The sequence below is a fragment of the Streptomyces lycii genome (assembly GCF_009735685.1).
In the GTDB taxonomy this organism is placed as follows: Bacteria; Actinomycetota; Actinomycetes; order Streptomycetales; family Streptomycetaceae; genus Streptomyces; species Streptomyces lycii.
Genome location: NZ_WHPN01000310.1, coordinates 6,229 through 20,519 on the forward strand (window position 1 = coordinate 6,229; position 14,291 = coordinate 20,519).

At 72.3% G+C, this 14,291-nt stretch carries 12 protein-coding genes; 9 read left to right on the forward strand and 3 right to left on the reverse strand.

Annotated elements, in window-relative coordinates; genetic code table 11:
• Window positions 1-205 precede the first annotated feature (205 nt).
• Genes GCU69_RS18790 through GCU69_RS18805 form a run of 4 tightly spaced genes read left to right on the forward strand, consistent with a single transcriptional unit; the run spans window position 206 to window position 5,669 of the window.
• Window positions 206-2,770 carry a RelA/SpoT family protein gene (locus tag GCU69_RS18790; protein ID WP_098750931.1) on the forward strand — a complete coding sequence of 855 codons (2,565 nt, stop codon included), beginning with the start codon at window positions 206-208 and terminating at the stop codon, window positions 2,768-2,770.
• A gap of 20 nt (window positions 2,771-2,790) precedes the next feature.
• The gene (locus GCU69_RS18795) at window positions 2,791-4,083 is read left to right on the forward strand and encodes a serine/threonine-protein kinase (RefSeq protein WP_156206687.1); all 1,293 of its coding nucleotides are present in this window, start codon (window positions 2,791-2,793) and stop codon (window positions 4,081-4,083) included.
• The gene (locus tag GCU69_RS18800) at window positions 4,076-4,468 is read left to right on the forward strand and encodes an effector-associated constant component EACC1 (protein ID WP_098750929.1); all 393 of its coding nucleotides are present in this window, start codon (window positions 4,076-4,078) and stop codon (window positions 4,466-4,468) included. The genes GCU69_RS18795 and GCU69_RS18800 overlap by 8 nt, the downstream gene beginning before the upstream one ends.
• On the forward strand, window positions 4,452-5,669 hold the full coding sequence (locus GCU69_RS18805) for a caspase family protein (RefSeq protein WP_098750928.1): 1,218 nt from the start codon (window positions 4,452-4,454) through the stop codon (window positions 5,667-5,669). Before GCU69_RS18800 ends, GCU69_RS18805 begins: the two co-directional genes overlap by 17 nt.
• Here GCU69_RS18805 and GCU69_RS18810 read toward each other — a convergent pair.
• The gene (locus tag GCU69_RS18810) at window positions 5,618-6,847 is read right to left on the reverse strand and encodes a DUF349 domain-containing protein (RefSeq protein WP_098750927.1); all 1,230 of its coding nucleotides are present in this window, start codon (window positions 6,845-6,847) and stop codon (window positions 5,618-5,620) included. The genes GCU69_RS18805 and GCU69_RS18810 overlap by 52 nt on opposite strands.
• A 219-nt stretch (window positions 6,848-7,066) precedes the next feature.
• On the reverse strand, window positions 7,067-7,909 hold the full coding sequence (locus GCU69_RS18815) for a peptidylprolyl isomerase (RefSeq protein WP_098750926.1): 843 nt from the start codon (window positions 7,907-7,909) through the stop codon (window positions 7,067-7,069).
• A 142-nt stretch (window positions 7,910-8,051) separates the two neighbouring features.
• Between GCU69_RS18815 and GCU69_RS18820 the strand changes: the two genes are divergently transcribed.
• From GCU69_RS18820 to GCU69_RS18835, 4 genes are all read left to right on the forward strand, one after another.
• Complete coding sequence (locus GCU69_RS18820) at window positions 8,052-8,765, forward strand: MBL fold metallo-hydrolase (protein WP_098750925.1); 714 nt, start codon at window positions 8,052-8,054, stop codon at window positions 8,763-8,765.
• A 10-nt stretch (window positions 8,766-8,775) separates the two neighbouring features.
• Window positions 8,776-10,038: a histidine--tRNA ligase gene (gene hisS, locus GCU69_RS18825; RefSeq protein ID WP_156206688.1), complete on the forward strand. Its 1,263-nt coding sequence runs from the start codon at window positions 8,776-8,778 to the stop codon at window positions 10,036-10,038.
• Window positions 10,039-10,291: 253 nt separating this feature from the next.
• Window positions 10,292-10,945 (forward strand): vitamin K epoxide reductase family protein, encoded by a 654-nt coding sequence (locus GCU69_RS18830; protein ID WP_098750923.1) that lies wholly within the window; start codon window positions 10,292-10,294, stop codon window positions 10,943-10,945.
• Between the two features lie 102 nt (window positions 10,946-11,047).
• Window positions 11,048-12,421, forward strand: a complete 1,374-nt coding sequence (locus GCU69_RS18835) for a replication-associated recombination protein A (protein WP_098750922.1) — start codon at window positions 11,048-11,050, stop codon at window positions 12,419-12,421.
• A 256-nt stretch (window positions 12,422-12,677) separates the two neighbouring features.
• On the opposite strand, the gene GCU69_RS18840 is transcribed toward GCU69_RS18835, so the two are convergent.
• Window positions 12,678-13,568 (reverse strand): DUF2470 domain-containing protein, encoded by an 891-nt coding sequence (locus GCU69_RS18840; protein ID WP_408055820.1) that lies wholly within the window; start codon window positions 13,566-13,568, stop codon window positions 12,678-12,680.
• A gap of 55 nt (window positions 13,569-13,623) precedes the next feature.
• Here GCU69_RS18840 and rpsD point away from each other — a divergent pair, with 55 nt between their 5' ends.
• On the forward strand, window positions 13,624-14,235 hold the full coding sequence (rpsD, locus tag GCU69_RS18845; protein WP_098750921.1) for a 30S ribosomal protein S4: 612 nt from the start codon (window positions 13,624-13,626) through the stop codon (window positions 14,233-14,235).
• Window positions 14,236-14,291 lie beyond the last annotated feature (56 nt).

Consider the following 14,291-nt stretch of genomic DNA (forward strand, 5'->3'; position numbering starts at 1 on the left):
CCGCCCGCCTCCGTTTCCGCCGCCGGGCGCTTTGGGCGGCGGCCGGGACGTGATCCGTCGCACACCCGGGCCGGGCACCGGGGCCGGTAGCCGGACCGTGCCCGGGGCCGGAGGTCGATACCATGGGGTTCCGGATGCTGATCGCGACGCCGGAATCCGACTCCCCGCCGCCCGGCGAGGAGGGGCCAACCTCTGAGGAGTGCTCTTGCCGGACGAGGCCAAGCCGCTCGCCCCCGGACTCCGCCCCGGGGAGTCCCCGGCTGCGCAGCCGGCCCGGCCCGCCGAGGCCGCGGCGGCACCCGACGCGCCCCCGCGCGACGACGCAGCGGCGGCAGGCACCTCCGGGAGGCCCACCACCCCGGCAGCCCCGGTGACCCGTCCCAAGCCGCCCGCCGGCGGCCGGCAGAACGGCACCGCCAAGCCGGTCGGTGCCGGCCCCGTCGGCCCGGCGCAGAGCCCGGCCCCCCGGACCGGCTCCTCCAACCGCGTCCGCGCCCGGCTGGCCCGGCTCGGCGTGCAGCGCTCCAGCCCGTACAACCCGGTGCTGGAACCGCTGCTGCGCATCGTGCGGAGCAACGACCCCAAGATCGAGGCGGCCACCCTCCGCCAGGTCGAGCAGGCCTACCAGGTCGCCGAGCGCTGGCACCGCGGCCAGAAGCGCAAGAGCGGCGACCCGTACATCACGCATCCGCTCGCGGTCACCACCATCCTCGCCGAGCTGGGCATGGACCCGGCGACGCTGATGGCCGGGCTGCTGCACGACACCGTCGAGGACACCGAGTACGGCCTGGACACGCTGCGCCGGGACTTCGGCGACCAGGTCGCCCTGCTGGTCGACGGGGTCACCAAGCTCGACAAGGTCAAGTTCGGCGAGGCCGCGCAGGCCGAGACCGTGCGCAAGATGGTCGTCGCCATGGCCAAGGACCCGCGGGTGCTGGTCATCAAGCTGGCCGACCGGCTGCACAACATGCGCACGATGCGCTATCTCAAGCGCGAGAAGCAGGAGAAGAAGGCCCGCGAGACGCTGGAGATCTACGCCCCGCTGGCGCACCGGCTGGGCATGAACACCATCAAGTGGGAGCTGGAGGACCTCGCCTTCGCGATCCTCTACCCCAAGATGTACGACGAGATCGTCCGCCTCGTCGCCGAGCGCGCCCCCAAGCGCGACGAGTATCTGGCGGTCGTCACTGACGAGGTCCAGGCCGACCTGCGCGCCGCCCGGATCAAGGCCACGGTCACCGGCCGCCCGAAGCACTACTACAGCGTCTACCAGAAGATGATCGTGCGGGGCCGCGACTTCGCCGAGATCTACGACCTGGTCGGCATCCGTGTCCTGGTCGACACCGTCCGTGACTGCTACGCGGCGCTGGGCACCGTCCACGCCCGCTGGAACCCGGTTCCGGGGCGGTTCAAGGACTACATCGCGATGCCCAAGTTCAACATGTACCAGTCGCTGCACACGACGGTCATCGGGCCCAGCGGCAAGCCGGTCGAGCTGCAGATCCGCACCTTCGACATGCACCGCCGCGCCGAGTACGGCATCGCCGCGCACTGGAAGTACAAGCAGGAGGCCGTCGCCGGGGCCTCCAAGGTGCGCACCGACGTGCCCAGGCGGACCGGCAAGGACGCCGACAAGGACGCGGTCAACGACATGGCCTGGCTGCGGCAGCTGCTGGACTGGCAGAAGGAGACCGAGGACCCCAGCGAGTTCCTGGAGTCGCTGCGCTTCGACCTTTCGCGCAACGAGGTCTTCGTCTTCACGCCCAAGGGCGACGTCATAGCGCTTCCGGCGGGCGCCACCCCCGTCGACTTCGCCTACGCCGTGCACACCGAGGTCGGCCACCGCACCATCGGGGCCCGGGTCAACGGCCGTCTGGTACCGCTGGAGTCCACCCTCGACAACGGCGACCTGGTGGAGGTCTTCACCTCCAAGGCGCCCGGTGCCGGGCCGTCCCGCGACTGGCTGGGCTTCGTGAAGTCCCCGCGGGCCCGCAACAAGATCCGGGCCTGGTTCTCCAAGGAGCGCCGGGACGAGGCGATCGAGCAGGGCAAGGACTCCATCGCCCGCGCGATGCGCAAGCAGAACCTGCCGATCCAGCGGATCCTCACCGGCGACTCGCTGGTCACCCTCGCGCACGAGCTGCGCTATCCCGACATCTCCTCGCTCTACGCGGCGATCGGCGAGGGCCACGTCACCGCGCAGAACATCGTGCAGAAGCTCGTCCACGCCCTCGGCGGCGAGGACGAGACCAACGAGGACCTGGCCGAGTCCACCCCGATGCGCAGCCGCGCCAAGCGGCGCGCCAAGAACGACCCGGGTGTGGTCGTCAAGGGCGTCGACGACGTCTGGGTGAAGCTCGCCCGGTGCTGCACACCGGTCCCCGGCGACCCGATCATCGGTTTCGTCACGCGCGGCAGCGGCGTCTCCGTACACCGCGCGGACTGCGTGAACGTCGACTCGCTGTCCCAGCAGCCGGAGCGGATCCTCGAGGTCGAGTGGGCGCCCACACAGTCGTCCGTCTTCCTGGTCGCGATCCAGGTCGAGGCCCTGGACCGGTCGAGGCTGCTGTCCGACGTCACCCGGGTCCTCTCCGACCAGCACGTGAACATCCTCTCGGCCGCGGTCCAGACCTCCCGCGACCGGGTCGCCACTTCCCGCTTCACCTTCGAGATGGGCGACCCCAAGCACCTCGGCCACGTCCTGAAGGCGGTCCGCGGCGTGGAGGGCGTCTACGACGTCTACCGCGTCACCTCGACGAAACGGCCCTGAATCCGGTGACGGGGGGAGAGATGCCGGAGCTGATCGGCGACCGGTACCGGCTGTCGAGGACCATCGGGGCCGGCGGCATGGGGACGGTCTACGAGGCGGAGGACCTCGCGCTGAGCCGCCGGGTGGCGGTCAAGATGCTGTCCTCGGCGACGCTGACGTCCGACATGGACCCGCTGCGGCGCTTCCGGCTGGAGGGCCGGGCGCTGGCCAGGATCAACCACCCCCATGTCGTCACGGTGTACGACCTGGGGGCCCACGAGGGCACCCCGTATCTGGTCATGGAACTGCTCGACGGGGACGAGCTGCACGGCCTCGTGACGGCGCATGGCAGGCTGGCCCCCGAACTGGTGCGGGCCGTCGCGCACGGCATGGCGGCGGGGCTCGCGGCCGCGCACGCCGCCGGTGTGCTGCACCGCGACATCAAGCCGACGAACGTCCGGGTCGCGGCCTCGGGGCGCGTGGTGCTGCAGGACTTCGGGCTCGCGAGGCTCGCCGAGGAGTCCGCGATCACGCGCGTCGGGGCCCTGGTCGGCACGCCGCAGTTCATGGCGCCGGAAGTGATCCGCGGCGACCGGCCGGGCCCCGGAGCCGATCTCTACAGCGTCGGCCTGTGCATGTACTGGATGCTCACGGGTGAGCCGCCCCTCGGGCACGCCGACGACATCGGGCCGCTCGTGGAGCGGGCCGTCTCGACCGGGGTGCCCAGACTGCGCGAGACCCGTCCCGAGGTGCCCGCCCCGCTGGCCGAAATCGTCGACCGGCTGGCGTCGCGGAACCCGGAGGACCGGCCCCACAGCGCCGCCGCCGTCCAGGAGTTACTGGGAGAGCCGCCGGACACGGGCCTGCTCGCCGAGTTCATGGGGCGGCACATACGGAAGGAGGCGGTCGAGCGGGCCGGGGGCCGGCCCGGGGCGGCCCGCCCGCAGCCCTCACGGGCTCCGCTCGACTCGTCGTTCCCCGAGTATCTGGACAGCGACGCCGGGCCGCCGGTCCCCGGCATGGCCCCGTTGTCGCTGAGCGACGCGACCCGGCAGATCGTGATGAGCAGCCTGACCCCGCAGAACGCCACCTCTCGGCTGCGGGAGGCCGTTACCCTCGTGCAGCGCGGTGAGTTCCAGGAGGCCATGCGGATGCTCACGGCCGTCACGCAGATCTGCGCCTCGTCCCTCGGGGACGGCCATCCGACGACGCTCGCCGGCCGGTACTGGCAGGGCGTCTGCCTGGCCCGGCTCGGCGCGAAGCCGGAGGCGCTGGCCTTGTTCTCCACGGTGCGTGCGCACACCGGGACCGGGAGGGACGGCAAGGATGGCTGAACAGGTGGTGACCGTGTCGCTGGCAGCCGCCGGCGGTGACGCGGACGACGAACTCCGTTCCCTGCTGCGCTGGCTGCGCCACGACGAGACGCTGCACGACGCCGTGCGGGGACAGGTCGCGGCGGACGGGGCGCCGCGGCCCGGCGCGATGGGCGGCGGGCTGGAGATCCTTCAGCTCGTCATCGGCTCGGGCCTGTCCGGCGCGGCGCTGGCCGTCTCCGTGCTGCAGTGGCGGGACGCCCGGCGCACCCGGCCGGTGCTCACCCTGCGCCGCGGCCCGGTGACGGTGGAGATCCCGGCGGACGGCGCGGCCGACACCGAGGCGGTCCGGCGGATCGTCCGCATGCTGGAGGAGGGAGCCGCGGCCGATGACACGGTTGCCTGACCCGGCGGCCTCCCGCGCCGTCCTCATCGGCACGGCCGCCTACCAGCATCTGGAGCAGCTGCCCGCCGTCGCGGCGAACGTGCGGGACCTCGCCGGTTCGCTCCGGGACAGCCTGCTGTGGGGGCTCCCCGAGGAGAACTGCACCGTCGTGCCCGATCCTCCCGACCCGTCGGCGATGCTCGACCCCGTACACCGGGCCGGGCAGGAGGCCACGGACACCCTGCTGGTGTACTTCTCCGGACACGGGCTGCGCGACGCCGAGACGGCCGACCTCTATCTGGCGCTCAGCGGTTCCCGGGCGAACACCGGCTACACGGCGGTGGCGTACGAGCATCTGCGCGTGGCGCTGCGCGGCTCCCGCGCGCGCCGCCGGGTGCTGGTCCTGGACTGCTGCTTCAGCGGCCGTGCCGCCCGTACGCTCAGCGGTGACGACGGACTCGCCGCCCGGACGGCGGTGGACGGCGCCTATGTCCTGACGGCCTCGCCGCGGGACCGGGTGGCGCTGGCACCGGACGGGGAGACCCACACGGCGTTCACCGGGGAGCTGCTGGACATCCTCCGGAACGGAGTCGAGGACGGCCCGAAGCTGATCGATCTGGACACCCTGTACCGGGTGCTGGACCAGCGGCTCCGCGCCAAGCGCCGGCCGCTGCCGCAGCGCTCCCAGGAGAACAACATCGGCCGGCTGCCGATCGTGCGCAACCGGTTCCACGCCGGCGGCGGCTCACCCGCCGGCCCGGTGCTGGACTCCGACGTGCGTACGGCGATGGTCGTCTCGGGCCTCGGCCTGGCCCGGATGCTGCGGGCGGCGGGCCGGCAGCGCGACGCGCTTCCGGTGCTCCGGCTGGCACTGCGGGAACGGCCGCCGGGGGAGGACGGCACGTTCGCCGTGCAGCTGGAGCTGTCCGAACTGCTGGCCGACACCGGCCAGCACAAGGAGGCCATCGAGGTGCTGGAGCAGGCGTTCCACCAGAACCACCGGACGTTCGGGCCGGAGGCGGTGCTCGTCTGCCGCCGGCTCGCCGAACTGCTCCAGGAGGCGGGGAACCACATCCAGGCCTGCGAGGTGCTGAAGCACGCGCTCGACCTCACCGAGAACGGCGGAGCGGCCCCGGCACCCGCGGTGCCGGGGCCGCTCACTCCGGAGGCTCAGCCGCCGAACTCGTGGAGGCCCTTCAACGCCTGGTCCAGCAGCGCCTGACGGCCCTCGAGTTCGCGGGCCAGCTTGTCGGCCTTCGCGTTGTTGCCGGCCGCGCGCGCCGCGTCCACCTGGCCGCGGAGCTTGTCGACCGCCGCCTGGAGCTGGCCGGTCAGCCCCTCGGCGCGGGCCCGCGCCTCGGGGTTCGTGCGCCGCCACTCGGCTTCCTCGGACTCCTGGAGGGCACGCTCCACGGCCTGCATCCGGCCCTCGATCGCGGGCCGGGCGTCCCGCGGCACATGGCCGATGGCCTCCCACCGCTCGTTGACCGAACGGAACGCCGCCCGGGCCGCCTTGAGGTCCGTGACCGGCAGGAGCTTCTCCGCCTCGGCGACCAGCTCCTCCTTGCGGGTCAGATTCTCCCGCTGCTCCGCGTCGCGCTCGGCGAACACCGCGCTGCGGGCCTGGAAGAACACGTCCTGCGCGCCGCGGAAACGGTTCCACAGGTCTTCCTCGGCGTCCCGCTGGGCGCGTCCCGCCGCCTTCCACTCCGCCATCAGCTCGCGGTAGCGCGCGGCCGTCGGGCCCCAGTCGGTCGACCCGGAGAGCGCCTGCGCCTCGGTGACCAGCCGCTCCTTGATCTTCCGGGCCTCTTCGCGCTGGGCGTCGAGCGCCGCGAAGTGCGCCTTGCGCCGCTTGGAGAACGCGGAGCGGGCGTGGGAGAAGCGGTGCCACAGCTCGTCGTCCGTCTTGCGGTCGAGACGCGGCAGCCCCTTCCAGGTGTCGACCAGTGCGCGCAGCCGCTCGCCGGCGACCCGCCACTGCTCGCTGCCCGCCAGCTCCTCGGCCTCGGCGACCAGCTCCTCCTTGGCCCGGCGGGCCTCCTCGGACTGCTTGGCCTTGGCGGCCTTGCGCTCCTCACGGCGCTGCTCGACGACCGTGACCAGCTTGTCCAGCCGGGTGCGCAGCGCGTCCAGGTCGCCCACCGCGTGGTGCTGGTCGACCTGCTCCCGGATATGGCCGATGGCCGTCATGGCGTCCTTCGACGACAGGTCCGTCGTCCTGACCCGCCGCTCGAGGAGGCCGGTCTCGACGACCAGACCGTCGTACTTGCGCTCGAAGTAGGCAAGGGCCTCCTCGGGGGAGCCGGCCTGCCACGATCCGACGACCTTCTCACCGTCGGCCGTACGCACGTACACGGTCCCCGCCTCGTCGACGCGTCCCCATGGGTCGCTGCTCACAGCGCCTCCTCCACATGACGCCGGCGCGAGCGCGGGGCTCGCGGGCATCGTCCACAGTTTCTCTCTCCTCGCCCCCTCTGGGGAGGAGAGGCCCAGGCCGGGCTGCCGGAGCCCTGACCGGTACACACGCCAAACATAGGCGAACCGCGGGCCGGCTGTCCGCATCACGGCGGGACCGATGTTCCCGCCCGGGCGGGCCGGGCCCGCGCGTTCGCCTGCTCAGGACTTGCGCACCGTCGCCTTGTTGATGACCACCGTCGCGTTGGGCGCGGTGTTCTGCATGGCGTCCGGCGGCGCGGCACCGGCCTTCGCGATCTTCTCCAGCACCTTCATGCCGTCCTTGCCGATGGTCCCGAACGGTGTGTAGTCCGGCGGCAGCTGACTGTCCTGGTAGACCAGGAAGAACTGGCTGCCGCCGGTGTCGCGGCCCTTCTTCTCCTGGGCGTTGTACTTGTTGGCCATCGCGACGGTGCCCGCCGGGTAGACGTTGCCCTTGAGCCTGGGGTCCTTGAGGTTCTCGTCCGGGATGGTGTAGCCGGGGCCGCCGGTGCCGTCGCCCTTCGGGTCGCCGCACTGGAGGACGTAGATGCCCTGCGGGACCAGGCGGTGGCACTTGGTGTGGTCGAAGTAGCCCTCATCCGCGAGGAAGTTGAACGAGTTCACCGTGTGCGGGGTCTTCGAGGCGTCCATCTTGATGTCGATGTCGCCGCAGGTGGTCTCCAGGTTCAGCACATAGGCCGCCGACTTGTCGATCGTCATCGCCGGCTCCTTCTTCCACTGCTCGGTGCCGGGCTTGCCCTTCGCCGGTTTGTCGCAGGGGTCGGGCGCCTTGCTCGGCTCCGACGGGCTGGGCGAGGCAGCCGCGTCCTGCTTCTTCTCGCCCATGCCGCCGAATCCCTCCGTGGCCCAGGCCGCGGTGCCGATCGCGACGACGACCGCCACCCCGGCCGCGATCGCCGCATTGCGGCGCCGGGTCTTGCCACGCGCCTCGGCGCGCCGCTCCTGCTGCCGTTGGAACTTCTCGCGGGCGAGCTGCCGCCGCCGCTGGTCCTTCGTGGCCACGGGTCCGTCTCCTTGTGCCGTCTCGAATGCCAGTCCGTGTGGGGCTTCGCCGTACGGTATACGGGTTCGCTGTGATCCTGCCGCCGCCGGTAGTCTCTTCGGTGATCGGACATCCCGTGCCGGACGACTGTTGAGGACGATTGTGCTAATTGCCGGGTTCCCCGCCGGGGCCTGGGGGACCAACTGCTATCTGGTCGCCCCTGCCGCAGGCGAGGAGTGCGTGATCATCGACCCGGGCCACCAGGCGGCCCAAGGCGTCGAGGAGGCACTCGCCAAGCATCGGCTCAAGCCCGTCGCCGTCGTCCTCACCCACGGCCACATCGACCACGTCGCCTCGGTCGTCCCGGTCTGCGGCGCGCACGGCGTCCCGGCCTGGATCCACCCCGAGGACCGCTACATGATGAGCGACCCGGAGAAGGCGCTCGGCCGGTCCATCGGGCAGCCGCTGATGGGCGAGCTGGCCGTGGGGGAGCCCGACGACGTCGAGGAGCTGACCGACGGGGCGAAGCTGAAGCTGGCCGGTCTGGAGTTCTCCGTCGCGCACGCGCCCGGCCATACCAAGGGGTCGGTGACCTTCGGGATGCCCGAGGCCGCGGACGTTCCGCCGGTCTTCTTCTCGGGCGACCTGCTGTTCGCCGGCTCCGTCGGACGCACCGACCTGCCCGGCGGCGACCACGCCGAGCTGCTCGAGTCGCTGGGCCGGGTGTGCCTGCCGCTCGACGACTCGACCGTGGTGCTGTCCGGCCACGGCCCCCAGACCACCATCGGCCGCGAGCGCGCCACCAACCCCTTCCTGCGGGACGTGGCCGCCGGCCTCGGAGCGGACGGACACGCCGCTCCACGACGAGGAATGTGAAGACTCTCCGTTGAGCACCTTCAAGGCCCCCAAGGGCACGTACGACCTGATCCCGCCGGACTCCGCCGCCTATCTCGCGGTCCGGGAGGCGATCGCCGCGCCGCTGCGGCGCGCGGGCTACGGCTATGCCGAGACCCCCGGCTTCGAGAACGTCGAGCTGTTCTCGCGCGGCGTCGGCGAGTCGACGGACATCGTCACCAAGGAGATGTACACCCTCACCACCAAGGGCGGCGACGAGCTGGCGCTCCGCCCGGAGGGCACCGCCTCCGTGCTGCGCGCCGCGCTGGAGGCCAACCTGCACAAGGCCGGAAACCTGCCGGTCAAGCTCTGGTACTCCGGCTCGTACTACCGCTACGAGCGCCCGCAGGCCGGTCGCTACCGGCACTTCTCGCAGGTCGGCGCCGAGGCCATCGGCGCCGAGGACCCGGCCCTGGACGCCGAGCTGGTCATCCTGGCCGTCGACGCGTACCGCTCGCTGGGCCTGCGGAACTTCCGGCTGCTGCTCAACTCCCTGGGCGACAAGGAGTGCCGGCCGGTGTACCGCGCCGCGCTCCAGGACTTCCTGCGCGGCCTCGACCTCGACGAGGACACCCGGCGCCGCATCGACATCAACCCGCTGCGCGTGCTGGACGACAAGCGGGAGTCGGTGCAGAAGCAGCTCGCCGGCGCCCCGATGATGCGCGACCACCTGTGCGAGGCGTGCAGGACCTACCACGAGCAGGTCCGGGAGCTGCTGACGGCCGCCGGCGTCTCCTTCGAGGACGACCCCAAGCTGGTCCGCGGCCTGGACTACTACACGCGCACCACCTTCGAGTTCGTCCACGACGGGCTCGGCTCGCAGTCCGCGGTGGGCGGCGGCGGGCGTTACGACGGCCTCTCCGAGATGATCGGCGGCCCGTCCCTGCCGTCGGTGGGCTGGGCGCTGGGCGTCGACCGCACGGTGCTCGCGCTGCGCGCCGAGGGCGTCGAGCTGGACCTGCCCGCCGTCACCCAGGTGTACGCGGTGCCGCTGGGCGAGGAGGCCCGCCGGACGCTGTTCGGCCTGGTCACCGAGTTGCGCCGGGCCGGTGTCGCCACGGACTTCGCGTACGGCGGCAAGGGCCTGAAGAACGCCATGAAGTCCGCGAACCGCTCCGGTGCCCGTCTCGCGCTGGTGGCGGGCGAGCGGGACCTCGCCGAGGGCGTCGTCCAGCTCAAGGACCTGGACAGCGGTGAGCAGCGGGCCGTCCCGGCCGCGGAGGCCGTCACCGCGGTGCGGTCGGCGCTCGGCTGACCTTCCGCCGACCTTCCGCGCGAGCAGAGCAGGCCCCGAGGGGCCCGGGCCGCGGTCCGGGCCCCTCGGCGCGTCCTTACGCCCGCCGAACGCCGGGCACGGAAGACTGTCCGGCCGGACCCGGGTCCTTTCGGCCGTGCCGGGACCGGCGGGTCCCTCGTACGGTGGACGGACCCCTGCGGGACCGGCGACTGCGGCAGAATGTGCGTGGCCCGGCCGGGCGAGGAATCTCGGGAGCTACGGAAACGGCGATATGACGATGACAGCGCTTGACGACGTGTCGACGGACGGCGACGGCGGGCAGGCGGGGCGCCCGGACGCGGTGGGCAGCGGGCGCGGCTTCGCGCTGCTGCTGGTGATCACCGGGTTCGCGGGGCTCCTCGCCGCCTGGGTGATCACGCTCGACAAGTTCAAGCTCCTGGAGGCGAAGGTCGAGGGCGACACGTTCACGCCCGCGTGCAGCCTCAACCCGGTCGTCTCCTGCGGCAGCGTCATGGAGAGCGACCAGGCCGCGGCCTTCGGCTTCCCCAACCCGATGCTGGGCATCGCCACGTACAGCGTCGTCATCGCGATCGGCATGGCCCTGCTCGCCGGTGCCCGCTTCCGGCGCTGGTACTGGCTCGGGCTGAACGCCGGCACCCTCTTCGGCGTCGGCTTCTGCACCTGGCTGATGTACCAGTCGCTGTACAACATCAACGCCCTGTGCCTGTGGTGCAGCCTGGCCTGGGTCGCCACCATCGTGATGTTCTGCTACGTCACCGTGCACAACCTCAGGCACCGCTTCCTCCCCGCGCCGCAGGGCCTGCGGCGCGCCCTGCTGGAGTTCCACTGGGTGCCGCCGGTGCTGTGGACCGGCGTGATCGGGATGCTGGTCCTGACCCGCTGGTGGGACTTCTGGACGGGCTGAGCCCGCCCCGCGCCGCACGAGAGCCCGGATGCCACCGCGGGGACAGTGCCCCCGCCCGTCCGGGCGGGGGCACTGTCCCCGCGGTGGCATAGGGTTTTCGTCGTGGAGCCCGACCTGTTCACCGCCGCCGCCGAGGACCGCCAGCAGAAGGACCCGGCAGGCAGCCCCCTGGCCGTACGCATGCGCCCGCGCACCCTGGACGAGGTCGTGGGGCAGCAGCATCTGCTCCGCCCCGGTTCACCGCTGCGGCGGCTCGTGGGGGAGGGGGAGGGCGGCCCGGCCGGTCCGGCGTCCGTGCTGCTCTGGGGGCCGCCGGGCACCGGCAAGACGACGCTCGCCTATGTCGTCAGCCAGGCCACCAACAAGCGGTTCGTGGAGCTGTCCGCGATCACGGCCGGGGTGAAGGAGGTGCGGGCCGTCATCGACGGCGCCCGCCGCGCCTCCGGCGGGTACGGCAAGGAGACCGTGCTCTTCCTCGACGAGATCCACCGCTTCTCCAAGGCGCAGCAGGACTCACTGCTGCCGGCCGTGGAGAACCGCTGGGTGACGCTGATCGCGGCCACCACCGAGAACCCGTATTTCTCGGTCATCTCCCCGCTGCTGTCCCGCTCCCTGCTGCTGACGCTGGAGCCGCTGACCGACGACGATCTGCGCGGGCTGCTGCGCCGCGCCGTGGCGGACGAGCGCGGCCTCGGCGGCGCGGTACTGCTGCCGGAGGACGCAGAGAAGCATCTGCTGCGCATCGCGGGCGGTGACGCGCGGCGCGCGCTGACGGCCCTGGAGGCGGGTGCCGGCTCCGCCCTCGCGCAGGGCGGCAGCGAGGTCAGCCTGCAGGTGCTGGAGGAGGCGGTCGACCGGGCGGCCGTGAAGTACGACCGCGACGGCGACCAGCACTACGACGTCGCGAGCGCGCTGATCAAGTCCATCCGCGGCTCGGACGTGGACGCCGCGCTGCACTATCTGGCGCGGATGATCGAGGCCGGCGAGGACCCGCGGTTCATCGCCCGGCGGCTGATGATCTCGGCGAGCGAGGACATCGGCCTGGCCGATCCGACGGCCCTGCCGACAGCGGTGGCGGCCGCCCAGGCCGTCGCCCTGATCGGCTTCCCCGAGGCCGCGCTGACCCTCAGCCATGCCACGATCGCCCTCGCCCTGGCCCCGAAGTCCAACGCGGCGACGACGGCGATCTCCGCGGCCCGCGAGGACGTACGCAACGGCCTGGCCGGGCCGGTCCCGCCGCATCTGCGCGACGGCCACTACAAGGGGGCCGCCAAGCTCGGCCACGCCCAGGGCTATGTCTATCCGCACGACGTCCCGGGCGGCATCGCCGCGCAGCAGTACGCGCCGGACTCCATCCACGGCAAGCGGTACTACGAGCCCACGCGGTACGGCACGGAGGCGCGGTACGCGGACGTCGTCGAACGGGTCCGCGCCCGTCTCCGGGGTGAGGCACCGCCCCCGGCGCCGGACGCCTGACCGGCCGGCGGCCGGACGCGGCAGGCGTGATCCGCGGCCCGGCCCGGTCGGCGGGCTCCCCGCGTGACCGGGCCCGGCCGGCCCGCGGCCGTCCGCGGGAGCGGCGTTCGGCCGGGCATGACGGCGGGACACGCGGAGGCCTCCGTGCGGTGCGGCCCCGGAAGCTGAACCGCCCGGGAGGTCTTCGCTCGCCGGTCGTCTCCGGCGACGGCCGGCGAGGCCCGTGAATGACGCAGCGGGCGGCGCGCGGGGCCGGTCATTCCTCCAGTGCGGCTTCGAACAGCGTGTGCATCGCCCGGCGCAGCTCCGTGAAATCCGTCACGGCCTCGGGGAAGTCGAATCGGGCGTCGAAGCAGCCGCCGCCCGCCTCGGTGAAGCGCACCCGCAGCCCGAACCGGTCCAGCGCCACCGGCACCGCCGTCCCGCCCGCCGCGCAGCCCGGCTCCCCGCCGGGGACGGCCCGCTCGCCCAGCAGCCCGCAGAGCGCGCGCACCTGATCCCCGTGCGTGGCGGCCAAGTGCTGGAGAAGTTCCGCCTCGTGGCGGGCCAGCGGGTCGGCGGGCGCCGCCGCGAAGTCCTCCGGCTCGACCGTCCCGGGCCCCCACAGGTCGTCCACACAGGCCTCGCCGACCTCCAGCCGCAGCACCGTCCAGCCGCCCGGGCCGCCGTCCTCCCCGACGCGCAGCAGCTCCTCGACGGGCTGCCGCTCCGCCAGCAGCGCGACGCCCTCGGCGCGGTTTCCGTTCCGCAGCGGCGTGAGCCAGCCGCCGACCCACGCCCGGCCCCGGATACGATGGGGTACGGCGACGGGCGCGACATCCGTGATCTCGATCATGGCGGTCAGGTCGTCGTCCTGTGCGTGGGCCGCTGCGCGAGCGGCGGAGGAGTCCCCAGGCATCAGCAGAAGCACGTCTCCGTCCCCCGTGACGGTGCGTGCCGCGGGTGCGGAAGTGCCCGCTCCGCCCGGTTCCGTGCCCGGAATGCTCAGCACGGCAGAGGCGTTCGACTCCACGAGGGTACGTACGCGTTCGGCAGCCGTCGGTTGCCGGGCGTCTTCCGAGGGGCGCGGCTGACCCGGCCCGGTGCTGTTCATCGCCGATTCCGCGGTGTGACCAGTGCTGGAGAGGGGGCTCCCAGGTCGAAACATGCGTTCTCCTCCGCTAAGGTAAGCCTCACCTAACTTACATGGAGGATCGTTCCACGTGAACCAGTCGCGTCCCAAGGTCAAGAAGTCGCGCGCTCTGGGCATCGCCCTGACGCCGAAGGCCGTCAAGTATTTCGAGACCCGTCCCTACCCGCCGGGTGAGCACGGCCGTGGCCGCAAGCAGAACAGCGACTACAAGGTCCGGCTGCTGGAGAAGCAGCGTCTGCGCGCGCAGTACGACATCAGCGAGCGCCAGATGGCGCGTGCCTACGACCGCGCTCGGAAGGTCGAAGGCAAGACGGGCGAGGCCCTGATCATCGAGCTTGAGCGCCGTCTGGACGCGCTCGTCCTGCGTTCGGGCATCGCCCGGACGATCTACCAGGCCCGGCAGATGGTCGTCCACGGCCACATCGAGGTCAACGGCCGCAAGGTCGACAAGCCGTCCTTCCGGGTCAGCCCGGACGACGTCGTCATGGTCCGCGAGCGCAGCCGCGAGAAGCACCCCTTCCAGGTCGCCCGCGAGGGTGGCTACGACACGGAGGGCGAGACCCCGCGCTACCTCGAGGTCAACCTGAAGGCCCTGGCCTTCCGCCTCGACCGCGACCCGAACCGCAAGGAAGTCCCGGTCATCTGCGACGAGCAGCTCGTCGTCGAGTACTACGCCCGCTGACCGGACCCGGTCCGCGCCGGACACCGGCGCCAGGCGTCAGCCCGCCGCCTCCCCGC